This window comes from Anoxybacillus sp. MB8, from assembly GCF_011006755.1.
GTDB classification, from domain to species: Bacteria; Bacillota; Bacilli; order Bacillales; family Anoxybacillaceae; genus Anoxybacillus; species Anoxybacillus gonensis.
Genome location: NZ_RXXX01000024.1, coordinates 1 through 24,043, shown reverse-complemented (window position 1 = coordinate 24,043; position 24,043 = coordinate 1). Strand labels below are relative to the sequence as shown.

At 44.6% G+C, this 24,043-nt stretch carries 24 protein-coding genes and 1 other annotated feature; all 24 genes read left to right on the top strand.

Annotation, left to right across the window (positions count from 1 at the left end):
* Positions 1 to 62 precede the first annotated feature (62 nt).
* Complete coding sequence (locus EKC99_RS09605) at positions 63 to 1,979, top strand: stage V sporulation protein D (protein WP_021094870.1); 1,917 nt, start codon at positions 63 to 65, stop codon at positions 1,977 to 1,979.
* A gap of 70 nt (positions 1,980 to 2,049) precedes the next feature.
* The gene (locus EKC99_RS09600) at positions 2,050 to 3,516 is read left to right on the top strand and encodes a UDP-N-acetylmuramoyl-L-alanyl-D-glutamate--2,6-diaminopimelate ligase (protein ID WP_021094871.1); all 1,467 of its coding nucleotides are present in this window, start codon (positions 2,050 to 2,052) and stop codon (positions 3,514 to 3,516) included.
* A gap of 23 nt (positions 3,517 to 3,539) precedes the next feature.
* The gene (gene mraY / locus EKC99_RS09595) at positions 3,540 to 4,514 is read left to right on the top strand and encodes a phospho-N-acetylmuramoyl-pentapeptide-transferase (RefSeq protein ID WP_021094872.1); all 975 of its coding nucleotides are present in this window, start codon (positions 3,540 to 3,542) and stop codon (positions 4,512 to 4,514) included.
* Positions 4,511 to 5,848, top strand: coding sequence for a UDP-N-acetylmuramoyl-L-alanine--D-glutamate ligase (gene murD, locus EKC99_RS09590; RefSeq protein WP_021094873.1), 1,338 nt, complete (start codon positions 4,511 to 4,513; stop codon positions 5,846 to 5,848). Before mraY ends, murD begins: the two co-directional genes overlap by 4 nt.
* 32 nt (positions 5,849 to 5,880) lie before the next feature.
* A complete protein-coding gene (gene spoVE, locus EKC99_RS09585) occupies positions 5,881 to 6,981 on the top strand; it encodes a stage V sporulation protein E (protein ID WP_143249209.1) in 1,101 nt (366 codons plus the stop codon).
* Between the two features lie 56 nt (positions 6,982 to 7,037).
* Positions 7,038 to 8,129 (top strand): undecaprenyldiphospho-muramoylpentapeptide beta-N-acetylglucosaminyltransferase, encoded by a 1,092-nt coding sequence (murG, locus tag EKC99_RS09580; protein WP_042533798.1) that lies wholly within the window; start codon positions 7,038 to 7,040, stop codon positions 8,127 to 8,129.
* A gap of 40 nt (positions 8,130 to 8,169) precedes the next feature.
* On the top strand, positions 8,170 to 9,078 hold the full coding sequence (gene murB, locus EKC99_RS09575) for a UDP-N-acetylmuramate dehydrogenase (protein ID WP_042533800.1): 909 nt from the start codon (positions 8,170 to 8,172) through the stop codon (positions 9,076 to 9,078).
* Between the two features lie 131 nt (positions 9,079 to 9,209).
* The gene (locus EKC99_RS09570; RefSeq protein ID WP_163151647.1) at positions 9,210 to 9,989 is read left to right on the top strand and encodes a cell division protein FtsQ/DivIB; all 780 of its coding nucleotides are present in this window, start codon (positions 9,210 to 9,212) and stop codon (positions 9,987 to 9,989) included.
* A complete protein-coding gene (locus EKC99_RS09565; RefSeq protein ID WP_163151645.1) occupies positions 9,973 to 10,665 on the top strand; it encodes a DUF881 domain-containing protein in 693 nt (230 codons plus the stop codon). The genes EKC99_RS09570 and EKC99_RS09565 overlap by 17 nt, the downstream gene beginning before the upstream one ends.
* Positions 10,666 to 10,676: 11 nt before the next feature.
* Entirely contained in the window at positions 10,677 to 11,393 is a 717-nt protein-coding gene (locus EKC99_RS09560) for a DUF881 domain-containing protein (protein WP_163151643.1), read from the top strand.
* Positions 11,394 to 11,398: 5 nt separating this feature from the next.
* A complete protein-coding gene (locus EKC99_RS09555; protein ID WP_019418349.1) occupies positions 11,399 to 11,758 on the top strand; it encodes a small basic family protein in 360 nt (119 codons plus the stop codon).
* An 80-nt stretch (positions 11,759 to 11,838) separates the two neighbouring features.
* Complete coding sequence (ftsA, locus tag EKC99_RS09550; RefSeq protein ID WP_163151641.1) at positions 11,839 to 13,119, top strand: cell division protein FtsA; 1,281 nt, start codon at positions 11,839 to 11,841, stop codon at positions 13,117 to 13,119.
* Positions 13,120 to 13,147: 28 nt separating this feature from the next.
* Positions 13,148 to 14,266: a cell division protein FtsZ gene (ftsZ, locus tag EKC99_RS09545; protein WP_009373543.1), complete on the top strand. Its 1,119-nt coding sequence runs from the start codon at positions 13,148 to 13,150 to the stop codon at positions 14,264 to 14,266.
* 151 nt (positions 14,267 to 14,417) lie between these two features.
* Positions 14,418 to 15,311 carry a sigma-E processing peptidase SpoIIGA gene (spoIIGA, locus tag EKC99_RS09540; protein WP_163151640.1) on the top strand — a complete coding sequence of 298 codons (894 nt, stop codon included), beginning with the start codon at positions 14,418 to 14,420 and terminating at the stop codon, positions 15,309 to 15,311.
* Between the two features lie 48 nt (positions 15,312 to 15,359).
* On the top strand, positions 15,360 to 16,079 hold the full coding sequence (gene sigE / locus EKC99_RS09535) for an RNA polymerase sporulation sigma factor SigE (RefSeq protein ID WP_009373545.1): 720 nt from the start codon (positions 15,360 to 15,362) through the stop codon (positions 16,077 to 16,079).
* A gap of 65 nt (positions 16,080 to 16,144) precedes the next feature.
* Positions 16,145 to 16,924, top strand: coding sequence for an RNA polymerase sporulation sigma factor SigG (gene sigG, locus EKC99_RS09530; protein ID WP_009373546.1), 780 nt, complete (start codon positions 16,145 to 16,147; stop codon positions 16,922 to 16,924).
* A gap of 103 nt (positions 16,925 to 17,027) precedes the next feature.
* The gene (locus EKC99_RS09525; RefSeq protein WP_009373547.1) at positions 17,028 to 17,270 is read left to right on the top strand and encodes a YlmC/YmxH family sporulation protein; all 243 of its coding nucleotides are present in this window, start codon (positions 17,028 to 17,030) and stop codon (positions 17,268 to 17,270) included.
* Between the two features lie 69 nt (positions 17,271 to 17,339).
* The gene (gene pgeF, locus EKC99_RS09520) at positions 17,340 to 18,143 is read left to right on the top strand and encodes a peptidoglycan editing factor PgeF (RefSeq protein ID WP_205597805.1); all 804 of its coding nucleotides are present in this window, start codon (positions 17,340 to 17,342) and stop codon (positions 18,141 to 18,143) included.
* A gap of 4 nt (positions 18,144 to 18,147) precedes the next feature.
* Entirely contained in the window at positions 18,148 to 18,831 is a 684-nt protein-coding gene (locus EKC99_RS09515; protein WP_009373549.1) for a YggS family pyridoxal phosphate-dependent enzyme, read from the top strand.
* A gap of 1 nt (position 18,832) precedes the next feature.
* A complete protein-coding gene (locus EKC99_RS09510) occupies positions 18,833 to 19,255 on the top strand; it encodes a cell division protein SepF (RefSeq protein WP_009373550.1) in 423 nt (140 codons plus the stop codon).
* 2 nt (positions 19,256 to 19,257) lie between these two features.
* Positions 19,258 to 19,530 carry a YggT family protein gene (locus EKC99_RS09505; RefSeq protein WP_163151638.1) on the top strand — a complete coding sequence of 91 codons (273 nt, stop codon included), beginning with the start codon at positions 19,258 to 19,260 and terminating at the stop codon, positions 19,528 to 19,530.
* On the top strand, positions 19,530 to 20,303 hold the full coding sequence (locus EKC99_RS09500) for a YlmH family RNA-binding protein (RefSeq protein WP_163151637.1): 774 nt from the start codon (positions 19,530 to 19,532) through the stop codon (positions 20,301 to 20,303). Before EKC99_RS09505 ends, EKC99_RS09500 begins: the two co-directional genes overlap by 1 nt.
* Before the next feature lie 63 nt (positions 20,304 to 20,366).
* The gene (locus tag EKC99_RS09495; protein ID WP_026011806.1) at positions 20,367 to 20,870 is read left to right on the top strand and encodes a DivIVA domain-containing protein; all 504 of its coding nucleotides are present in this window, start codon (positions 20,367 to 20,369) and stop codon (positions 20,868 to 20,870) included.
* A gap of 44 nt (positions 20,871 to 20,914) precedes the next feature.
* Positions 20,915 to 21,130 (top strand) — a binding site (T-box leader).
* A 48-nt stretch (positions 21,131 to 21,178) separates the two neighbouring features.
* Positions 21,179 to 23,932, top strand: a complete 2,754-nt coding sequence (gene ileS / locus EKC99_RS09490; RefSeq protein WP_163151636.1) for an isoleucine--tRNA ligase — start codon at positions 21,179 to 21,181, stop codon at positions 23,930 to 23,932.
* Positions 23,933 to 24,043: the final 111 nt, after the last annotated feature.

Genomic DNA, 24,043 nt, shown 5'->3' with positions numbered 1-24,043 from the left:
CTATATAGAGCGGTACAAGCATATAGTGGAACGAGCTGAAACATATAAGGAGGTTCTACTATATGCGCGCAGTGACCGTTCGCAAACGATTAACGGCCGTTTTGTTGATCGGATTTCTCATTTTTGCGATTATTAATATACGTCTCGGTTATGTGCAATTCGTTTTAGGAGATATGTTAACGGAGCGAGCGAAAGATTTATGGAGCCGAAATATTCCGTTTGAGCCAGAGCGCGGAGAAATCGTCGATCGCAACGGGGTGCCTTTAGCGACAAACGTGAGCGCCCCTTCTGTGCTCGTCGTTCCAAGACAAATTGAAAACCCATCCGAAGTCGCGAATGAACTGGCACGCATATTAAATATGCCCGTCGAAAAAGCATATAAACATGTGACGAAAAAAACGTCTATTGAACGCATTCATCCAGAAGGGCGAAAAATTTCAAATGAGCAAGCAAAACAAATTCGCGATTTAGGGATGAAAGGGGTATATATCGCGGAAGACTCGAAACGTTACTATCCGTTTGGAAGCTATTTATCGCACGTGCTCGGATTTGCAGGTATTGACAACCAAGGATTAATGGGTTTAGAACTTTATTACGATAAACAGTTAAGCGGCAAACCGGGGTCGGTTCAATTTTATTCCGATGCGAAAGGAAAGCGCATGCCGGGAATGGCAGATGCATACACACCGCCTGTGGACGGTCTTGACTTAAAATTGACGATTGACACGCGCGTCCAAACGATTTTAGAACGGGAACTAACGATCGCCGAAGCGACATATCGCCCAGATGGCATTATTGCGATTGCGATGAACCCGAACAACGGAGAAATTTTAGGGATGGCAAGCCGTCCGACGTTTGACCCTGCCGATTTTCAACACGTTCCTCCTGAAATTTTTAACCGCAATTTACCGATTTGGAGCACGTATGAACCGGGATCGACGTTTAAAATTATTACGCTTGCGGCGGCATTAGAAGAAAAAAAAGTCGATTTATTGAAAGAACATTTTTACGATCCGGGATATGTGAAAGTAGCTGGGGCGACGCTCCATTGTTGGAAGCGTGGCGGTCATGGCGACCAAACGTTTCTTGAAGTTGTGCAAAACTCGTGCAACCCCGGATTCGTTGAACTCGGTGAACGGCTTGGCAAAGAAAAACTATTTCAATATATTCGCGCGTTCGGTTTTGGTGAAAAAACAGGCATCGATTTGCAAGGAGAAGGAAAAGGTATTTTATTTCCGCTCCATCGCGTCGGACCGGTCGAACAAGCGACGACTGCTTTCGGTCAAGGGGTAGCTGTTACACCGATTCAACAAGTCGCAGCGGTCGCAGCGGCGGTAAACGGTGGCATTTTATATCAACCGTACATCGCAAAAGAATGGCTCGATCCGGTCACAGGGGAAGTCGTACGCCGACAAACGCCGAAAGCAAAACGGAGAGTTATTTCCGAGGAAACGTCCAAGCAAATTCGCTATGCGCTTGAAAGCGTTGTGGCGCAAGGAACAGGTAAGGGAGCGTTTGTTGATGGTTACCGCGTTGGCGGTAAAACAGGTACGGCACAAAAAGCGAAAGACGGTCAATATTTAAAAGATAACCATATCGTTTCCTTTATCGGATTTGCTCCGGCGGACGATCCGCAAATTGTTGTATATGTCGCTGTCGATAATCCGAAAGGAACGGTGCAATTTGGGGGCGTCGTCGCTGCTCCGATTGTTGGAAATATTATGGAAGATAGTTTGCGTGCGCTTGGTGTAAAACCGCGTAAACAACAAATTGAAAAAGAAACGACGTGGCTCGATGTGCGCTATGTAGAAGTACCGAATTTAATCGGTTTAACAAAAAAAGATTTGCAACAACAGCTTTTTCACTTAAAATTAGATGGTAGTGGCGAAGGTGATACGGTCATTGAACAGGCGCCGAAGCCTGGAGTCAAAGTGAAAGAAGGAGCGACGATCCGGGTTTATTTTGGAACGAAACGGTAAAGCCTAGAGGAAGTATCCTCATGGCTTCTTTTTCTGTTTATATAAGAAAAAAAAGAAAGGAACGATCGGCATGAAGTTACAAACGTTGCTTCAACATTTACATAACTTTACCCCACGTGTAACAGAAAATCCAACGATTACATCGATTGAAATGGACTCAAGAGAAGTGAAACAAGGCTCGTTGTTTGTATGTATCAAAGGATTTACTGTAGACGGGCACGATTTTGCTGAACAAGCCGTAGCGCGCGGAGCGGTAGCGATCATTGCGGAACGACCGCTCACATTGCCTGTGCCGGTCATTTATGTGAACGATAGCCGCCGAGCATTAGCGGTGTTAGCGGATGCGTTTTACGGTCAGCCGACGCATCAGCTTCATTTAATCGGCGTGACGGGAACGAACGGAAAAACGTCGACGACGCATTTCATTGAACGCATATGCCGTCATGCCGGAAAAAAAACCGGTCTCATTGGCACGATTAACATGAAAATAGGCGATGAAACGTATGATGTAAACAATACAACACCTGAATCGCTCGTCTTGCAAAAAATGTTTCGTAAAATGGTCGATGCCGATGTGGACGTCGCTGCGATGGAAGTCTCTTCACATGCGCTACATATGGGAAGGGTGCATGGTTGCGATTTTGATGTCGCTGTGTTTACGAATTTAACGCAAGATCATTTAGATTACCATCAAACGATGGACCATTATCGTTGGTCGAAAGGGTTATTGTTTGCACAACTCGGCAACCGTTTTGACCATCAACGTCCAAAATTTGCGATATTGAATGCAGACGATGCGGCTTCCGAAGAATACAAAAAAAGTACAGCAGCTCACGTTGTTACGTACGGCATTCATCAAAAAAGCGACATCATGGCGAAAAATATTGAAATGACAACGAGCGGCACGACGTTTCAACTCGTCACACCGACCGAAACGGTACAAATAAAAACGAAACTGATCGGCATGTTTAACGTGTATAACACGTTAGCCGCTGTCGGTGCTTGTCTTGTCTCAAACATTCCGCTCGCGACGATTGTTGAAGCGATCGCTCATATGGAAGGCGTTCCGGGCCGCTTTGAAGTCGTTGATGCCGGTCAGCCGTTTACAGTTATCGTTGATTACGCCCATACACCAGATAGTTTAGAAAATGTGTTGCAAACGATTCGGCAGTTTGCGAAAAAGCGCGTATTTGTCGTCGTCGGTTGCGGTGGAGATCGCGATCGGACGAAGCGGCCATTGATGGCACAAATCGCTGTCCAATATAGCGATGTGCCGATTTTTACATCCGATAATCCGCGCTCAGAAGACCCGATGGCCATTTTAAATGATATGAAGCAAGGGGTAACAGAAGACGTCGTATGTATCGTCGATCGAAAAGAGGCGATTACATATGCGATTGAGCAAGCTGAAGAAGGCGATGTCGTTTTAATCGCAGGAAAAGGGCATGAAACGTATCAAATTATTGGCAAAGATGTGTTATATTTCGATGATCGTGTCGTCGCACGCGAAGCTATTCAACGAAGAAAAGATAAATAGGAGATGAGGAAGGGGCAACGATCATGAACGAGAAAGTCATTTTGTTTACGGCAGGGCTTGCTTTTATTATTACGGTTGTATTATCGCCCATTTTCATTCCATTTTTAAGGCGATTAAAATTTGGGCAAAGCATTCGTGAAGAAGGACCAAAATCACATCAAAAAAAATCAGGGACGCCAACGATGGGCGGATTAATGATTTTACTATCGCTTTCGATCACGACATTTGTCATGAGCGATCTATTTTTTGAACGGACAGCACAAACGTACTTATTGTTGTTTGTGACGATTAGCTACGGATTGCTCGGCTTTGTTGACGATTTCATTAAAGTCGTTATGAAGCGCAACCTTGGCTTAACGAGCAAACAAAAACTAGCAGGGCAATTACTCATTGCGCTCATCTTTTACTTTTTCTTTCAACACTATAGCATTTCAACGGTCGTTTCGATCCCAGGGACGAACGCTTCCATTGATTTAGGCGCTGCGTATATTTTGCTCATTATTTTTATGCTCGTTGGCGGCTCGAATGCCGTCAATTTAACAGACGGCTTAGACGGCTTGCTTGCGGGAACAGCAGCCATCGCGTTTGGTGCATATGCTGTATTGGCGTGGAATCAAGGGCAGTACGATATCGCCATTTTTAGCGTTGCTGTCGTCGGTGCAGTGCTTGGATTTCTCGTATTTAACGCGCACCCTGCAAAAGTGTTTATGGGGGATACCGGCTCACTTGCGCTTGGTGGGGCGATCGTCACCGTTGCGATTTTAACGAAGCTTGAAATATTATTAGTTATTATCGGCGGCGTATTTGTTATCGAAACGTTATCTGTTATCATTCAAGTCATTTCGTTTAAAACGACAGGCAAACGCGTATTTCGCATGAGCCCGCTTCATCATCATTACGAATTAATCGGCTGGTCTGAATGGCGCGTTGTTGTGACGTTTTGGACGGTAGGCTTACTATTTGCCATCTTAGGAATTTATATTGAGGTGTGGGTATGATGTATAACGGAAAAAAAGTGTTTGTATTAGGTTTAGCGAAAAGCGGATGGGCAGCGGCGAAACGGCTTCGTGAGCTCGGCGCCGATGTCGTCGTCAATGATCGAAATGAACCGAGTGAACAACAAAGACGGGAGCTAGAAGCGCTTGGCATTCGTCTCGTATGCGGCGGGCATCCGCTTGAATTGCTTGATGAGCCGTTTGATTTCGTTGTAAAAAATCCAGGCATTCCGTACACGAACGAGCTTGTACAAAAAGCGCTTGACAAACATATCCCGGTCATTACCGAAGTGGAAATTGCTTATGAAACGTCAGAAGCACCGATTATCGGCATTACAGGTTCAAACGGAAAAACGACGACGACAACGCTCATTTTTCACATATTGCAAGAAGCGAAACGGCGTCCGTTAATCGCCGGAAATATCGGAACGGTCGCGTGCGAAGTCGCAAAACAAGCGACAAAAGATGATGTTATCGTCATGGAATTATCTTCGTTTCAACTGCTTGGGACGATTCGCTTTCGCCCGCACATCGCGGTGTTGTTAAACATTTTTGATGCGCATTTAGACTACCATGGGACGAAAGAAGCGTATGCGGAAGCGAAAGGAAACATTTTTAAAAACCAAACAGAAACCGACTACGCCGTCGTCAATGCCGACGATCCGATTGTGATGCAATTGGCGGAGAAAAGCCGTGCGCAAAAAGTGCCGTTTTCCGCTAAAACGCCATTATCATACGGGGCGACAGTAAAAGAAGGAGCCATTTATTTTCACGACGAGCGAATTATCGATATTCAAGATGTGGTGTTACGAGGGGCGCATAACATCGAAAATATATTAGCAGCTGTTGCGGCAACAAAACTAGCAGGTGCAGACAACGATTCGATTTGCCGCGTATTAAAGACGTTTACAGGTGTACCACATCGATTGCAATTCGTTGCTGAAATCAACGGCCGAAAATTTTATAACGATTCGAAAGCGACAAACATATTAGCGACACAAAAAGCGTTAAGCGCTTTTCATGAGCCGGTCATTTTACTTGCGGGCGGCTTAGATCGCGGCAATGAATTTGATGAGCTATTGCCGTATTTAAACCATGTAAAAGCGGTCATTACGTTCGGACAGACAGCACCGAAAATTGAACGTGTTGCGCGCGAAGCAGGAATACAACAAGTGAAACGTGTCGATAATGTGGAACAAGCAGCTTTTGCCGCATATGAATGGTCGTCACCGGGCGATGTGATTTTACTCTCCCCAGCTTGTGCAAGTTGGGATCAATATAAAACTTTCGAACAGCGTGGGGACATGTTTGTACATGCGGTGCATAAGCTTAAATAAGACGAATTTTAAGTAAATTGAGGTGTTCCGCATTGCATGGAAAAAAGTCTGCACCTGATTTTTTGTTAATGATCATCACGTTTTCGCTGTTGGCGATCGGGCTCATTATGGTGTATAGCGCAAGCGCCATTTGGGCGGACTACAAGTTTCATGATTCGTTTTTCTTTGCCAAGCGCCAGCTGTTGTTTGCAGGGGTTGGCATTGTAGCGATGTTTTTTTTCATGAACATCGACTATTGGACGTGGCGCACGTGGGCGAAAGTGTTGCTTATCGTCTGTTTCATTCTTCTCGTCCTCGTCTTAATTCCAGGCATCGGCATGGTGCGCAACGGTTCGCGAAGCTGGATTGGCGTTGGCGCGTTTTCCATTCAGCCATCTGAATTTATGAAAATGGCGATGATCGCATTTTTAGCGAAATATTTATCTGAAAATCAAAAAAAAATCGCGTCGTTTAAACAAGGGTTACTCCCATCATTGACGCTCGTCTTTCTCGCGTTTGGCATGATTATGTTGCAGCCCGATTTAGGAACAGGAACGGTGATGGTCGGCACGTGCGTCGTCATGATTTTTGTCGCCGGCGCGCGCATGAGTCATTTTGTCGTTCTCGGTTTGCTCGGATTGGCAGGGTTTGCTGGGCTCGTGTTATCTGCTCCGTATCGCATGAAGCGCATTACGTCGTTTTTAAACCCGTGGGAAGATCCGTTAGGAAGCGGTTTTCAAATCATTCAATCGCTTTATGCGATCGGACCGGGCGGGCTATTTGGGCTCGGATTAGGGCAAAGCCGACAAAAGTTTTTTTACTTACCTGAGCCGCAAACGGACTTTATTTTTGCCATTTTAGCGGAAGAACTCGGATTTATCGGCGGTTCGCTCGTTTTGCTTTTGTTTAGTTTATTGCTTTGGCGCGGCATTCGCATCGCTTTAGGAGCACCGGACTTGTACGGCAGTTTTTTAGCTGTCGGCATTATTGCGATGGTTGCCATTCAAGTAATGATTAATATCGGAGTAGTGACCGGATTAATGCCGGTGACAGGCATTACGTTGCCGTTTTTAAGCTATGGTGGATCGTCTTTGACGCTTATGCTCATGGCGATTGGCGTCTTGTTAAACATTAGCCGTTACGCGCGATATTAAAGGCTGACTTCATGGAAGTCAGCTTCTTCTGTTACTTTCGATGAGGGGGAAAAACAATGAAAATTGTAGTTAGTGGTGGCGGAACAGGCGGACATATTTATCCTGCTCTTTCATTCATTCATGAAGTGAAAAAACAACACCCAAACGTTGATGTATTATATATCGGGACGAAAAAAGGATTAGAAAGTACGATCGTTCCAAGAGAAAACATTCCTTTTTATCCGATTGACATTAGCGGATTCAAGCGTAGTTTATCTTTTGAAAACGTCAAAACAATCGCTCGCTTTATTAAAAGTGTGCGCACGTGTAAAAAACTGTTAAAACAATATAAGCCAGACGTTGTGCTCGGAACGGGCGGATACGTGTGCGGACCTGTCGTGTATGCGGCAGCTAAACTAGGTATCCCAACGATCATCCATGAACAAAATAGCATTCCGGGATTGACGAACAAATTTTTAAGCCGTTATGTTCATAAAGTGGCTATTTGCTTTGAAGAAACAAAACAATATTTTCCATATGAAAAAGTCGTGTTAACTGGAAACCCGCGCGCTTCAGAAGTCGTAGGAAAAGATGGGCGAGAGGCGAAACGATCGCTCGGGTTAGATGAGAAAAAAAAGACGGTGCTCATTGTTGGCGGAAGCCGTGGGGCGCGCCCGATAAACGAGGCGTTTTTACAAGTGCTACAACAAGTCGAACAAAAACCGTACCAATTTTTATATGTTACAGGTGACGTTCATTATGATAAAGTAATAAAGGCGGTGAACGATGTCGGCAATCCTTCAAACGTCATCATTCGTCCGTTTATTCATAATATGCCAGAAGTATTGGCCGGAGTCGATGTCATCGTCGCGCGTGCGGGCGCAACGACGCTAGCAGAAATTACAGCGCTCGGCATCCCGAGCATTTTAATCCCAAGCCCATATGTGACGAATAATCATCAAGAAAAAAATGCTCGAGCGCTTGAAAAGAAAGGGGCAGCGATCGTCCGTTTAGAAGGCGAATTGACGGGCGTGCGCTTGCTTGAAGATATCGATCGCATATTGCTAGACGAACAAACGTTGACAAAAATGAAAGAAGCGGCATTTCAATTAGGCATTCGCGATGCGGCACAACGTTTATATCGCGTCATGGTGGAGATGATTTCATAAGTTGCATACGATATAGGAAAGAGGTAGAGGAGGTAGGCCATTGGAAAAGCTACGTGAAGAGCTGCTTGAAGCAAACGTTGGAACGGTGAAAGAGAACGAACGAATGGCAAATCATACAACGATGAAAATCGGCGGACCAGCTGACTTGTTTGTTGAGCCGAAAAATATAGATCGTTTAAAAAAGACGATGGAAATCGTGAAAAAATATAACGTCCGTTGGCGTGCGATCGGCCGCGGTTCGAACTTGCTCGTGCTAGACGAAGGCATTGAAGGCGTCGTCATTAAACTTGGCGAAGGATTAGACGACTTACAAATAAACGGGACAGAAGTGACGGTTGGCGGTGGCTATTCGCTTATTAAACTGGCGACAGTCATTAGTAAACAAGGATTGTCTGGACTTGAGTTTGCTGGCGGTATTCCGGGCTCGGTTGGCGGAGCGGTATATATGAATGCGGGCGCCCACGGTTCCGATATGTCGCGCATCGTCAAAAAAGCACAAATTTTATTTGAAGACGGGACGATCGAATGGTTGACGAATGAAGAAATGGAATTTTCGTATCGCACATCCGTTTTACAAACAAAGCGTAAAGGCATTTGTGTCGCAGCAACACTTGAAATGAAAAAAGGAAACCGCGACGAAATTGTCGCAGCGATGCAAAAAAATAAAGATTACCGCCGCGAAACACAACCGTGGAACTATCCGTGCGCCGGAAGCATTTTCCGCAATCCGCTCCCTCACTACGCCGGACAGTTAATTGAAAAAGCAGGATTAAAAGGCTATACGATCGGTGGAGCGAAAATTTCAGAACAACATGCGAATTTTATTGTAAATGCAGGCGGAGCGACGGCAAAAGATGTGCTCGAGCTCATCGATTACGTGAAAAAAACCATTTACGATTTATACGGTGTTTCGTTGCAAACAGAAGTTGAAATTGTTGGGCGGAAGTAATACATTTTCCCCATCCTAATTTTTTCTATATTATGCTATAATAAGTTTTGAAACAATGAACTAACGGTTGCTGACGTGCACCGTTAGTTTTCTTGTTATTTTGATTTGGTCCATCGACCGAGGTGGAGTGAATGGAAAAAGGAAAAGTTGTTGTTCTTGAAGAACGTGTACCGAAGTTGAAAGAGCAGCGAAGACAGCGCGCGAATCGCTTACTCATTGTATATATCGCTCTATTTTTTATGCTTTTGTTAGCTGTCATTTATGCCCAGTCGCCGCTTAGCAATGTCGCGGTCATCCACGTGGAAGGGAATCGGCATATCGCTTCTCAAGATGTCATTCAATTAAGCGGTGTGACGAAAAAAACAAGCTTTTGGAAAGTAAAAAAAGACGAAGTCGAACAGCGCATTCAACAACATCCGGAAGTGAAAGAAGTAAGCGTGAAAAAACGCATTCCGAATCGCATTGACATCGTGATCGTCGAACGAAAGCGCATCGCTTACATTTTGGACAAGCATTCGTTTCTGCCGATTTTAGAGAATGGAAAAGTGTTAACAGATGCGAAGCGAGCGATTCCGAGCGATGCCCCCATCTTAATTGGATGGAAAGAAGGAGAGGCTATTCAAGATATGGCTACCCAATTGGCACATACGCCAAGCTCGATTTTAAACCTCATTTCAGAAATTCATTACACCCCGAGCCCATCTGATCGAAGACATATTACCGTCTATATGAATGATGGCATAGAAGTGAGTGCGACGATCGATCGTTTTGCGGAAAAAATTGTCCATTATCCTTCGATCGTCAGCCAGTTGCAACCGGGGACGAAAGGTGTTCTTCATTTAGAGATGAGCACATATTTCAAGCCATACGAAACGGATGAAGGGGATGAAAAAGATGAAAATGAACGGTAGCCACGTCGTTTTATCGTTCGTTTGTTTAGTTTTAGGCTTTATGCTCGTCCTCTCCTACCAAATGACAAAAAAAGAAGCGGTCAATCGCCAATTAGAGCGCCAATGGAATAAAGAGTACGAATATCGCCAGCAGTTAATCGAGCAACAAGAACAAAACCGTAAACTGCAAGCAGAACTATTTGACAAACAACAACGCGTGCGCGAAATTGAAAAAGAGCTAGCAAACGAAGAACAAGTGTATTTTAACCTCGTCGAAGATGCGGAACGGTTGCGCATGTATCTCGGAAAAGTAAAGGTAAAAGGAAAAGGAGTAGAAGTGACGTTATCCGACGCTTCGTACATCCCTTCTGAAGCGAATGCGACAAACTATATTGTTCATGAGCAACACGTATTTCAGGTTGTAAACGAACTATGGATTGCTGGGGCATCGGCGGTGGCAATTAACGGTCAGCGACTATCGCATCGTTCGTACATTGTTTGTAACGGTCCGGTCATTGAAATTGATGGGACACAGCATCCAGCTCCGTTTGTCATTCAAGCGATCGGCGATCCGAACGTGCTCATTCCAGCGTTAACGATTGCCGGTGGCGTCAAAGACCAATTGACGAGCGATCATATTGTTGTAGATATTGTCGAAAAGTCAGAAGTGACGATGGAACCGATTATGCAAAAATAAAAGGAGGAGCGATGTTGGCGCAAAAAACGATATGGCATTTTACGTTTGTTTCGCTTATTATCGGCTTTATGTTAGCTGTCCAATTTCAAACGAGCCAAGAGCCCGATGTGCGCGATACGCGTGACATATGGGAAATACGACGAGATTTACAAAAAGAACAAGAGTTACATAAGCAACTGTTAAATGAAATTCGAAAATATGAAGAGACGTTAGAAAAATACGAACAGCAACGTTCAGAAAATAAAGGGGCTATTCTTCGCCAAACGGTAGAGGAGTTGAAAAAAGAAGCGGGACTGACAGAAGTTGTCGGCGAAGGGGTCGTGCTTTATATTGAGCAAATGTATGATGAATCATATGTTGGTCCCGTTCGCGATACGATATCCGCAGATTTACTCCGCCGGCTCATAAACCAGTTAAATATGTACGGGGCTCAACATATATCGATTGCCGATCAACGCATCGTTAACACAACGGTTATTCGCGACATTAATGGTGTGACGAAAGTTGATTCGTATCCGCTTCGTTCCTTTCCAATTGAAATAAAAGTGATTGCCCCCGATGCTGAAAAAATGTACAACCGACTGAAAGCATCAACCATTGCTGATGATTTTGCGCTTGAAAATTTGCTCCTTACCGTTTCAGAGCCACAACAACGGGTCGTCATCTCTCCATACGATGGTGCGGTGCGTGTGAAACAAATGGAAGCGGTCGAAGACGCTAGGAGGTGAAAAGAATGTGGCTTCCATTGCTCGGTTTACTGCTAGGCATACTGCTCGGATTTTTGACGGATTGGCGCATTCCGAGCGAATATTCGAGCTATTTATCGATCGCTGTGCTGGCGGCGTTTGATACGCTCATTGGCGGCATTCGTGCCCATTTACAAAATATTTACGATGAGCACGTATTTGTATCTGGATTTTTTTTTAATATTATTTTAGCAACAAGTTTAGCTTTTCTCGGTGTGCATCTTGGTGTAGACTTGTATTTAGCAGCTGTATTTGCGTTCGGTGTGCGCCTGTTTCAAAACATCGCTGTCATCCGCCGAATTTTGCTGACGAAATGGTTAGAAAACCGCCAAAAAAATCGTTTATAAAAAAGGGAATGCTGTTCGAATGTGGAATATAGTGTTGATATACATAGCAACGTTCATTTTGTAAAGGAGGTGCCACCAGAATGAACAGCAACGATTTTTATGTTAGTCTTGACATCGGTACATCTAGTGTAAAAGTGATCATTGGCGAAATGATGAATGATCAGCTAAACATTATCGGTGTCGGCAATGTGAAATCGCAAGGGCTAAAAAAAGGCTCTATTATTGATATAGATGAAACAGTACAATCAATTAAACGAGCGGTTGAACAAGCGGAACGGATGGTCGGCGTAACGATCAAAGGCGCGATTGTCGGAGTGAATGGCAATCATATTCAACTTCAGCCGTGTAACGGGATTGTTGCTGTATCAAGCGAAAATAAAGAAATTACAAATGAAGATGTGACGCGCGTCATTGAAGCGGCACAAGTCGTTTCCATTCCCCCGGAGCGCGAAATTATCGATGTCATTCCGAAACAATTTATCGTCGATGGGCTTGACGGAATTAACGATCCGCGCGGCATGCTAGGTGTCCGTTTAGAAATGGAAGGCACGATGATTACCGCATCAAAAACCGCTTTACATAACGTGCTTCGTTGCGTAGAACGGGCGGGATTACAAGTGCTTGACGTATGTCTTCAACCGCTAGCGGCAGCTTCGATTGCGCTATCGAAAGATGAGAAAAATTTAGGTGTTGCGCTCGTTGACATCGGTGGCGGTTCGACGACGGTTGCTGTCTTTGAACAAGGATTTTTACAAGCAACGACCGTGCTTCCGGTCGGTGGCGAACATATTACAAAAGATTTATCGATCGGCATGCGCACGTCCACAGAAGATGCAGAACGCATTAAACTAAAACATGGACATGCGTTTTACGATCTCGCTTCTGATGAAGAAGTATTCAGCGTTCCGATCATTGGCACCGATCAACATCAACAATTTACCCAGCTAGAAATTGCCGATATGATTGAGGCACGGGTAGAAGAAATTTTACAAATGGTACAAGCAGAAATTCGAAGACGCGGATTTCGCGACTTGCCTGGCGGATATGTGCTGACTGGCGGCACAGCAAATATGCCCGGCGTATTAGAACTGGCGGAGGCGATATTTAACCATACCGTTCGTGTGGCGATGCCAGATTACATTGGCGTGCGCGATCCGCAATATACAAACGGTGTCGGTTTAATTCAATTCTCTTATAAAAATGCGAAGTTGCAAGGAAGAGACGTTCCTGTTCTTTCTTCCGGAGCGGCAAACGATTTCCAAGTAGAAAAAAAGGTGCATAAAGCACCAGCGAAACCGAAACAAAAAGAAGAACATTTAGGACATAAAGTAAAGAAATTTTTCGGGTACTTTTTTGAATGACAATTTGAATGGCTAGGAGGATTATGTCATGTTGGAGTTTGACACGACTGTTGATCAGTTAGCGACAATTAAAGTAATCGGTGTCGGCGGCGGCGGAAACAACGCTGTCAACCGCATGATTGAACATGGGGTACAAGGTGTTGAATTTATCGCGGTCAATACAGATGCCCAAGCATTAAACTTATCAAAAGCGCCAATTAAGCTACAAATTGGAGCGAAATTGACGCGCGGATTAGGTGCGGGGGCAAATCCAGAGGTAGGAAAAAAAGCGGCAGAAGAAAGCAAAGAACAAATTGAAGAAGCGCTCAAAGGTGCGGATATGGTATTCGTCACAGCCGGCATGGGCGGAGGAACAGGAACAGGGGCGGCTCCAGTCATCGCTCAAATTGCGCGCGATTTAGGTGCGCTGACTGTTGGCGTCGTGACGCGGCCGTTTACGTTTGAAGGAAGAAAGCGTGCGATGCAAGCGGCAAGCGGTATAGCAGCGATGAAAGAAGCGGTTGATACGCTCATCGTCATTCCGAACGATCGTTTATTAGAAATTGTTGATAAAAATACGCCGATGTTAGAAGCGTTCCGTGAAGCAGACAACGTGCTTCGTCAAGGCGTACAAGGCATCTCCGACTTAATTGCTGTGCCGGGATTAATTAACTTAGACTTCGCTGATGTGAAAACGATTATGTCAAATAAAGGTTCCGCTCTGATGGGAATCGGTGTGGCGACAGGGGAAAATCGTGCGGCAGAAGCTGCGAAAAAGGCGATTTCAAGCCCGCTATTAGAAACGTCGATCGACGGTGCGCAAGGGGTGTTAATGAACATTACAGGCGGCACGAATTTAAGCTTGTACGAAGTGCAAGAAGCAGCCGACATCGTCGCATCCGCTGCGGACCAAGATGTCAATATGATTTTCGGTTCCGTCATTAACGAAAACTTAAAAGACGAAATTATCGTTACTGTCATCGCGACAGGATTTAACGAAGAAGTTAACCAAGCAAAAGCAACGCGACAAGCCGTTGTCAAACCAACGGTTGGCGTCAAGCGCGAGAAAAAAGAAGAACCAGTCGACTACCCGCCAACACGCGGTCAACAAGTAGAAGATCCGCTTGACATTCCAGCCTTTTTGCGCAACCGCAATCGTCGCCGTTAAAAAAACGCTCACGACTCGTGGGCGTTTTTTTTGTGCGCTTTTCTTATTCATCATTTGACAAAATCTCTAAAGAAATGACGTCATCGTTTGACACACTTTTCTATTGGAAGTGCTATATACTAGTTTCAAGATGTTTCAAGATAAGGAGGGGGTGCTGCTGATTTATGCCGATGTCGTATGGTTATTAAATTTTTGTTTCGATGCGATGTTGCTATGGCTTGCAGCGATCATGCTAAAGCGTCGCGTGCGCTTATGGCGCCTTATGCTTTCTGCGTTATTCGGTTCGTTGCTCGTCTTGCTCGTATTCACTCCTTTTGCTTATATGACATCTCATTTCGTAACGAAACTCGTCATCTCTTTTGTCATCGTTTGGATTTGTTTCGGTTTCCATCGCTTTCGTTTTTTTATCGAAAATGTGCTCGCTTTTTATTTTGCAACGTTTATGCTTGGCGGAGGGATGGTCGCCTTTCACTTTTTGCTAGAAAGTGAAATGACGCCTTATTCATCCGGATGGCTCACACATTCGACTTCTATTAGTTGGTTGTTTGTTATCATCATGTTTCCGATTTTATGGATATTATCAAAAGTGCAAATGGGAACGATTCGCGAAAAAAAGTTGCGGTTTGAACATGTTATTCCTGTCCGTGTGACATGTTTTGGACAAACGATATCGTTACAAGGATTAGTTGATAGCGGAAATCAATTGCGTGACCCGTTAACAAATACACCGGTCATGATCGTTGAATTGCAATCGTTCGCACACATCTTCCCTCCAGCTGTTTTACAAATGATTCAAAAACGGACGTACACAGATGACATCCCGAGCGAATGGGTGAGTCGGATACGTTTCGTCCCGTATCGTGCCGTTGGCGTGGAGCAACAGCTACTAGTAGCGATCAAGCCAGACGAAGTGCAATGGTCGGACGGAAAACAATGGACATCTGTCAAAAAAGTGCTCATTGGCTTTTATCCGTCATCGCTGTCAGCGGATGGTGAGTACAACTGCATCGTTCATCCGCATATTGTGATGTCGCAAGCTTCGTAATTATTATGATTATACGGCCGATCGTGCTGAAATAGAAGGAGGTTTTTTATGAAGTTATTCAAATTACGTCTCACATATGTATGGTACAAACTATTAAAAAAATTAGGGCTTAAAGCGGACGAAATTTATTACATCGGTGGAAGTGAAGCGTTGCCGCCGCCGCTTACAAAAGAGGAAGAAGAAATGTTGCTTCAAAAACTTCCTTCTGGAGATGAAACTGCGCGCTCGCTACTTATTGAACGAAACCTTCGTCTCGTCGTTTACATTGCACGAAAGTTTGAAAATACCGGCATTAACATTGAAGATTTAATTAGCATCGGTACGATCGGATTAATTAAAGCGGTGAATACGTTTAATCCGGAGAAAAAAATTAAACTCGCTACATATGCGTCGCGCTGCATTGAAAATGAAATTTTAATGTATTTACGGCGCAACAATAAAGTGCGCTCCGAAGTGTCATTTGACGAACCGTTAAACATTGACTGGGACGGCAACGAATTGTTGTTGTCGGACGTATTGGGGACAGAAGATGACGTCATTACGAAAGATTTAGAAGCAAATATTGATCGTAACTTGTTATTTCGCGCACTCGATCAATTAAGCGACAGAGAGAAACAAATTATGGAACTTCGCTTCGGTTTAACCGGAGGAGAAGAGAAAACGCAAAAAGATGTCGCAGACTTACTAGGCATTTCCCAATCATACATTTCCCGTTTAGAAAAGCGAATTATTAAACGATTGCGAAAAGAGTTTAACAAAATGATGTAATGCATATTTTTCCCTTCGAAGGAGATACTGAAAGCTGACAGCATCTCCTGCAAGGAGGGAAAGACATGACAAGAAACAAAGTTGAAATTTGCGGCGTTGATACATCGAAACTTCCCGTGCTGAAAAACGAAGAAATGCGTGAATTATTTCGGCAAATGCAAGCTGGTGACATATCGGCACGCGAAAAGCTTATTAATGGGAATTTACGGCTCGTATTAAGCGTCATTCAACGATTTAACAATCGTGGTGAATATGTCGACGATTTGTTTCAAGTAGGCTGTATCGGACTTATGAAATCAATTGATAACTTTGATTTAAGCCAAAACGTGAAATTTTCCACGTATGCCGTGCCGATGATTATCGGTGAAATACGCCGATATTTACGTGACAATAATCCGATTCGCGTATCCCGCTCGCTGCGCGACATTGCGTATAAAGCGCTTCAAGTGCGAGAAAAAATCATGAGCGAAACAGCAAAAGAACCGACGGCAGAAGAAATTGCGAAAATATTAGACGTGCCGCATGAGGACATTGTATTTGCGTTAGATGCGATTCAAGATCCTGTTTCGCTTTTTGAACCGATTTATAACGACGGTGGCGATCCGATTTATGTGATGGATCAGCTAAGCGATGAGAAAAATCGCGATACAAATTGGATTGAAGAAATTGCGTTGAAAGAAGGGCTTCGCCGTTTAAACGAGCGCGAAAAAATGATTATTCGTAAACGATTTTTCCAAGGAAAAACGCAAATGGAAGTGGCTGAAGAAATCGGCATTTCCCAAGCGCAAGTATCCCGTTTAGAAAAAGCCGCCATTAAACAAATGAATAAAAACATTCAATGGTAAACGACGCCTCCACCAAAAACGGTGGGGGCTTTTTATGTCGTGACTACAACAACTTGCTCATGCATACATATAAGTACATAAAATGAAAAAGGAGCGGAGAAACATGGTGAAAATTTCTGAATTACAACAAAAAGATGTCGTCAATGTCGCAAACGGCAAGCGGCTCGGAAATATTGGAGACATCGATATTAACTTAACGACCGGTCAAATTGAAGCCATCATTATTATCGGTACGGGAAAAGTGCTCGGTTTATTTGGACGGGCGGATGAAATCATCATTCCGTGGCGCGATATTGTGAAAGTGGGCGCTGACGTGATTCTCGTTCGATTAGATGGCGAGGAATAATTCACGTTTTCGGCAAGCTGTGATAAAATAGGAAAAAAAGTGATAAAATTGTACAAAGGATGTCGAATGATGAATGATATATTTCGCCAAGCGAGCGAATCATTGCTTTTATTTGATCAATGGGAACATGTCGTCGTCGCCTTCACAACAAAACGAGGGGGAGTGAGCACCGGACCGTTTGCGACGTTAAACGTCGGCATGCACGTGCAAGATGATCAAACCGTCGTGTATCACAATCGAAAAAAAGTAGCGGACGAACTGAACGTTTCGCTTGATCGCTGGGTATGTGCCGACCAAGTGCATGGCGTGCATATACAAAAAGTGACGAACGAGCATGCGGGAAAAGGTGTGCGCACGTACGACACCGCTTTGCCGCATACAGACGGGCTGTATACGAGCGAGCAAGGAATCATGTTGGCGCTTTGTTTTGCGGATTGTGTTCCGCTTTACTTTTTTGCGCCAAATAAAAAATGGATTGGGGTAGCGCACGCCGGTTGGAAAGGAACCGTTCACAATATCGCAGGCGAAATGGTTAAGCGATGGAATGAAGAAGGGGTAGATGCGCGCGATATTCACGTTGTCATCGGTCCATCGATCGGCCGTTGTTGTTACGTCGTCGATGATCGCGTCATTGAATTCGTCCAAAAGGCGCTAGTCAACTCGCCTCAATCTCTTTATAATGAAACAAGTAAGGGACAATATGCGCTCGATTTAAAAGAAATGAATAAACAACTACTGCAACAAGCAGGTGTTCCGAGCGAGCATATCGCTGTTTCATCGTATTGCACGAGCTGTGAGCAGTCATTATTTTTCTCTCACCGTCGCGATGGCGGAAAAACAGGAAGAATGATGGCGCTTATTGGCTGGAGGTGATGATATGACTGTTACACAACGTTTACAAACGATTCAACAACATATTGCTGAGGCGTGTGAAAAAACAGGGCGAAACGCATCAGATGTTCAAATTGTGGCAGTAACCAAATACGTAAGCATCGCACGGGCAAAAGAGGCGCTCGAAGCGGGCATCGTTCATTTAGGCGAAAGCCGGGCCGACGGTTTTTTACACAAATACGAAGCGATCGGAAAAGAAGCAACATGGCATTTCATCGGCACATTGCAATCGAGAAAAGTGAAACAAATCATTGATGACGTCGATTACATTCATTCGCTTGACCGTCTGTCGTTAGCGGAAGAAATCGACAAGCGAGCCAATCGGACGATCAAATGTTTCGTGCAAGTGAATGTGTCAGGCGAGCAATCGAAACACGGGTTAGCGCCGGAAGATGTATTGCCGTTTATTGAAACATTATCTGCTTTTTCACGTATTCAAGTTGTCGGGTTGATGACGATGGCGCCGTATACGGATGATGAAGCGACGATTCGTCGTTGTTTTCGGACGCTACGTGAGCTAAAAGAACGCGTGCAAGAAAAACAACTACCGCACGCCCCTTGTACACAGTTGTCAATGGGAATGTCAAACGATTATGTGATTGCGGTAGAAGAAGGAGCAACGTTTCTTCGGCTCGGTACATGTCTTGTTGGTGAAGAGGAGGTGGAGTAAAATGGGATTTGTGAAAAAAATTCGCGATTTTTTTGATTTAGATGAAGAAAAATGGGAAGAAGATGAGTATGAGCAAGAAGAAGTGGCCCAACAACCGAAAGTAGAACAAAAGCAAAACGTCGTCAGTTTGCAAAGTGTGCAAAAATCGTCCAAGCTCGTTTTATTTGAACCGCGCGCTTATGCCGAAGTACAAGAAATTGCTGACCATTTAAAAAATCGACGTGCCGTTGTTGTCAACGTTCATCGTGTCGATCGTGACCAAGCGCGGCGCATCGTTGACTTTTTAAGTGGAACGGTGTATGCGATTGGCGGAGACATTCAACAAGTCGGATCTACGATTTTTTTATGCACGCCAGATAATGTCGATGTCAGTGGATCCATTTCTATTGTTTCTGACGATGAACCGACGATAAAGAGGTGGTAAATTTGTATACAATTGCAAACTTTTTAGCAACAGTCATTGAAGTATATTCGTATGCGATTATTATTTACATTTTAATGTCTTGGTTTCCGAATGCGCGGGAAACGAAAGTGGGACAGTTTTTCGCCAACATTTGTGAGCCGTATTTAGAGCCGTTTCGCCGCTTTATTCCGCCGATTGGCATGATCGACATTTCTCCGATCGTCGCCTTGCTCGTTTTACGCTTTGCGACGGCAGGAGTTTATGGACTAGTAGATATGATCAGTCGAGGGTTGTAATGGACATTTATCAACATTTTCGAAAGGAAGAGCATCATTTTATTGATCTCGTTTGCGAATGGAAGCGGCTCGTGACGGAACAATATGCTCCGAAACTCACAGATTTTTTAACTCCGCGTGAACAACAAATTGTCCGCTCGATTGTCGGCAATCACGATGAGGTGCACGTTGCTTTTTTTGGCGGTTCATCGTCTGTAGAGCGAAAGCGTGCACTACTATACCCGCCGTACTTGCAACCGAATGAAGATGATTTTCAATTATCGTTGTTTTCCGTTCGCTATCCGAAAAAGTTTGTGACGCTTGGGCATCGCGATGTGCTTGGTGCCTTGTTGTCGCTCGGTGTAAAGCGTGAGAAGTTTGGCGACATCGTCATCGTTGAAGATGTCATTCAGTTTGTCGTCGCCAAAGAAATTGCGCCGTTTGTAAAAATGAACGTGACTTCGATTGGAAAAGCAAAAGTGTTACTAGAAGAACAACCGCTCTCCAAACTTCTTGATGTGAAAGAAGAATGGGAGGAAGAGACGTTAACCGTTTCTTCTTTGCGGCTTGACGCCATTTTAGCGCAATGTTTCCGCCTATCGCGCCAAAAAGCGCAAGCACTTATTGAACAAAGCTTCGCGAAAGTCAATTGGAAAACGGTTGACCAAGCGCATATGGAGTGCCGAGAAGGCGATTTATTGTCGCTGCGCGGGTACGGCCGTTGCCGACTACAAGCGATTGCTGGGCAAACAAAAAAAGAAAAATGGCGCATCGTTGTCGAAAAAGCAAAATAAAAGCAGGATTTTCGCGAGATATGTCGAATGAACACATACGTACATAAGATGGAGGTGGGCCACATGCCGTTAACGCCGTTAGATATTCATAATAAAGAATTTAGCCGAGGCTTTCGCGGATATGATGAAGATGAAGTAAACGAGTTTTTAGATCAAGTCATTAAAGACTATGAAATGATTTTGCGTGAAAAAAAACAGCTTGAAGAAAAGGTGCAAGAGCTGACAGAAAGGCTCAACTATTTTACAAATATTGAAGAAACGTTAAATAAATCGATTTTAATCGCGCAAGAAACAGCGGAAGAAGTGAAGCGAAACGCTCAAAAAGAAGCGAAGCTCATCATTAAAGAAGCGGAGAAAAACGCGGATCGCATCATTAGCGAAGCGCTTGCAAAAACGCGAAAAATTGCGATGGAAGTGGAAGAATTAAAGCGTCAAGCGAAAGTGTTCCGCAATCGGTTTAAAATGTTAATTGAAGCACAGCTTGATATGTTAAACAACGGTGACTGGGACCATTTATTAGATTACAAGCTTGATGATGAAGAGATACAAGAAATAGCAGAGTCTTGACGAGCGGCGTTGTTATTGCCTATAATATCGATTACAGTTATATAAGAAAAACGATGAAGGGGACAGTAGTTCTTTCAACAGCTTATTTCAGCGAGTCGAGGGCGGTGGAAGCTCGGCATAAGCGAAGGAATGAAAATCACCCCAGAGTTCCGTGCTGAACGAATAGTAGGCCACGGCGCGTCATTCCCGTTACGAATGTCGAGTGGACTATGGGAACATAGTCAATAAGGGTGGTACCGCGAGACCTTCTCGTCCCTTTTGGGCATGAGAAGGTTTTTTTATTTTCATACATAAAGGAGGTTAAACTCATGGATTACAAAGATACGTTACTGATGCCAAAAACTGATTTCCCGATGCGTGGCAATCTTCCGCAGCGCGAGCCGGAAATACAAGCGAAATGGGAAGAGATGGACATTTACCGCAAAGTGCAAGAGCGCACGAAAGATCGTCCGCTGTTTGTGCTACATGACGGACCGCCGTATGCGAACGGTGACATTCATATGGGCCATGCGCTCAATAAAATTTTAAAAGATTTCATCGTTCGTTATAAATCGATGAGCGGCTACTGTGCGCCGTACGTGCCAGGGTGGGATACGCACGGGCTGCCAATCGAAACGGCGCTCACGAAAAATAAAGGCGTCAATCGCAAAGAAATGAGCGTTGCTGAATTTCGAAAATTATGTGAGCAATATGCATATGAGCAAATTGACCGCCAGCGCGAGCAATTTAAACGACTTGGCGTGCGCGGCGACTGGGACAACCCTTACATTACATTAACGCCAGAATACGAGGCACAACAAATTAAAGTGTTTGGTGAAATGGCGAAAAAAGGGTTAATTTACAAAGGATTAAAACCGGTATATTGGTCTCCATCAAGCGAATCCGCGCTTGCTGAAGCAGAAATTGAGTATAAAGATAAACGTTCGCCGTCTATTTACGTTGCTTTTCCTGTCAAAGACGGAAAAGGGGTGCTAAATGGTGATGAACATATCGTCATTTGGACGACGACGCCATGGACGATTCCTGCAAACTTAGGCATTGCTGTTCATCCAGAGCTACAATATAGCGTCGTTGAAGCAGACGGTCGTAAATATGTTGTCGCATCCGAGTTGCTTTCATCGGTGCAAAAAGAAATTGGTTGGGAACATGTGACGGTATTAAAAACAGTCAAAGGAAGCGAGCTTGAGTACGTCGTGGCGAAACATCCGTTTTACGACCGCGATTCGCTCGTCATTTGTGGTGAGCACGTCACAACGGACGCTGGAACAGGTTGCGTCCATACGGCCCCAGGACACGGGGAAGACGACTTTATTGTCGGCCAAAAATACGGCTTAGGTGTGCTTTGTCCAGTTGACGAGCGCGGCTATATGACAGAAGAAGCGCCAGGGTTTGCCGGCATGTTTTACGATGAGGCAAACAAAGCGATTACGGAAAAACTACAAGAAGTCGGCGCCTTGTTAAAACTATCGTTTATTACCCACTCATATCCGCACGATTGGCGGACGAAGCAACCAACGATTTTCCGAGCGACGGCGCAATGGTTTGCATCCATCGATAAAATTCGCGAGCAACTGTTGCAAGCGGTTGAAGAAACGAAATGGGTGCCAGCATGGGGTGAAATTCGCATCCACAACATGATTCGCGATCGCGGTGACTGGTGCATTTCCCGCCAACGCGCATGGGGTGTGCCGATCCCTGTCTTTTATGCGGAAAATGGCGAACCAATTATTACAGACGAAACGATTGAACATGTATCGAACTTATTCCGCCAATACGGTTCTAACGTTTGGTTTGAACGTGAAGCAAAAGATTTACTTCCAGAAGGGTTTACGCATCCAGGTAGCCCGAACGGACGCTTTACGAAAGAAACGGACATTATGGACGTATGGTTTGACTCCGGTTCTTCTCATCAAGCGGTGTTGGAAGAACGCGCGGATTTACAACGTCCAGCCGACCTTTACTTAGAAGGTTCCGACCAATATCGCGGTTGGTTTAACTCATCGCTTTCTACAGCGGTTGCCGTGACGGGAAAAGCGCCGTATAAAGGCGTTTTAAGCCACGGATTCGTATTAGATGGCGAAGGACGGAAAATGAGCAAATCGCTCGGCAACGTCGTCGTGCCGGCAAAAGTGATGGAACAGCTCGGTGCGGACATTTTGCGCCTTTGGGTCGCTTCTGTCGATTATCAAGCAGACGTGCGCATTTCTGACAACATTTTAAAACAAGTCGCCGAAGTGTATCGAAAAATTCGCAATACGTTCCGCTTTATGCTCGGTAACTTATTCGATTTCAACCCGGCAGAACGCGTGGCGATAAATGAATTGCGCGAAGTCGATCGCTATATGCTCATTAAACTGAATCGTTTAATTGAAAAAGTAAAACAAGCGTACGAAACGTATGAGTTTGCGACTATTTACCATGAAGTGAACAACTTCTGTACCGTTGATTTAAGCGCGTTTTACTTCGACTTCTCGAAAGACGTATTGTACATTGAAGCGGCAAATAGCCATGAGCGTCGCTCGATTCAAACGGTGCTATACGATACGCTTGTGGCGTTAACGAAACTTGTTGCGCCAATTTTACCGCATACGGCAGATGAAGTATGGTCATACATTCCGCACGTAAAAGAAGAAAGCGTGCAACTTGTCGATATGCCAGAAGCGGTGCGTATGGATGATGAAGATCGCATCGTTAAAAAATGGGATGCATTTATGGAGTTGCGCGACGAAGTGTTAAAAGCGTTAGAAGTGGCGCGCAATGAAAAACTCATCGGTAAGTCGCTCACTGCGCACGTCATTTTATATCCGACAGACGAAACGAAAGCGCTCATCGATTCGATTGAAGAAGATATGAAACAGCTATTAATCGTTTCCGCGTTTTCGATCGGTGGAACGTTTGCGGACGCACCGAGCGAGGCGCAAACATTTACAAAAACAGCGATCGTCGTCAAACAAGCGGAAGGAAAAACGTGTGCGCGCTGCTGGGTCGTGACACCAACGGTCGGCGAAGATGCCAACCACCCAGAGCTATGTCCACGTTGTGCGGCAATTGTCAAGCAATAACCGACATCCCCCCTCTCTTTGGTAGCGTCAAAAAATCTATGAAAAGTCATCATGGTCTACCTGTTGAAGGAAAATAAAGAGGATAGTGGAATTGGATTCGCCCTTGACCAA

Coding starts and splice junctions, on each gene's coding strand:
- pgeF (WP_205597805.1), top strand. CDS start 17,340: ATGAATGATATATTTCGCCAAGCGAGCGAATCATTGCTTTTATTTGAT.
- murD (WP_021094873.1), top strand. CDS start 4,511: ATGATGTATAACGGAAAAAAAGTGTTTGTATTAGGTTTAGCGAAAAGC.
- EKC99_RS09515 (WP_009373549.1), top strand. CDS start 18,148: ATGACTGTTACACAACGTTTACAAACGATTCAACAACATATTGCTGAG.
- sigG (WP_009373546.1), top strand. CDS start 16,145: ATGACAAGAAACAAAGTTGAAATTTGCGGCGTTGATACATCGAAACTT.
- EKC99_RS09510 (WP_009373550.1), top strand. CDS start 18,833: ATGGGATTTGTGAAAAAAATTCGCGATTTTTTTGATTTAGATGAAGAA.
- sigE (WP_009373545.1), top strand. CDS start 15,360: ATGAAGTTATTCAAATTACGTCTCACATATGTATGGTACAAACTATTA.
- murG (WP_042533798.1), top strand. CDS start 7,038: ATGAAAATTGTAGTTAGTGGTGGCGGAACAGGCGGACATATTTATCCT.
- EKC99_RS09525 (WP_009373547.1), top strand. CDS start 17,028: ATGGTGAAAATTTCTGAATTACAACAAAAAGATGTCGTCAATGTCGCA.
- ftsZ (WP_009373543.1), top strand. CDS start 13,148: ATGTTGGAGTTTGACACGACTGTTGATCAGTTAGCGACAATTAAAGTA.
- EKC99_RS09500 (WP_163151637.1), top strand. CDS start 19,530: ATGGACATTTATCAACATTTTCGAAAGGAAGAGCATCATTTTATTGAT.
- ileS (WP_163151636.1), top strand. CDS start 21,179: ATGGATTACAAAGATACGTTACTGATGCCAAAAACTGATTTCCCGATG.
- EKC99_RS09605 (WP_021094870.1), top strand. CDS start 63: ATGCGCGCAGTGACCGTTCGCAAACGATTAACGGCCGTTTTGTTGATC.
- ftsA (WP_163151641.1), top strand. CDS start 11,839: ATGAACAGCAACGATTTTTATGTTAGTCTTGACATCGGTACATCTAGT.
- EKC99_RS09570 (WP_163151647.1), top strand. CDS start 9,210: ATGGAAAAAGGAAAAGTTGTTGTTCTTGAAGAACGTGTACCGAAGTTG.
- EKC99_RS09560 (WP_163151643.1), top strand. CDS start 10,677: ATGTTGGCGCAAAAAACGATATGGCATTTTACGTTTGTTTCGCTTATT.
- EKC99_RS09565 (WP_163151645.1), top strand. CDS start 9,973: ATGAAAATGAACGGTAGCCACGTCGTTTTATCGTTCGTTTGTTTAGTT.
- EKC99_RS09495 (WP_026011806.1), top strand. CDS start 20,367: ATGCCGTTAACGCCGTTAGATATTCATAATAAAGAATTTAGCCGAGGC.
- EKC99_RS09555 (WP_019418349.1), top strand. CDS start 11,399: ATGTGGCTTCCATTGCTCGGTTTACTGCTAGGCATACTGCTCGGATTT.
- EKC99_RS09600 (WP_021094871.1), top strand. CDS start 2,050: ATGAAGTTACAAACGTTGCTTCAACATTTACATAACTTTACCCCACGT.
- mraY (WP_021094872.1), top strand. CDS start 3,540: ATGAACGAGAAAGTCATTTTGTTTACGGCAGGGCTTGCTTTTATTATT.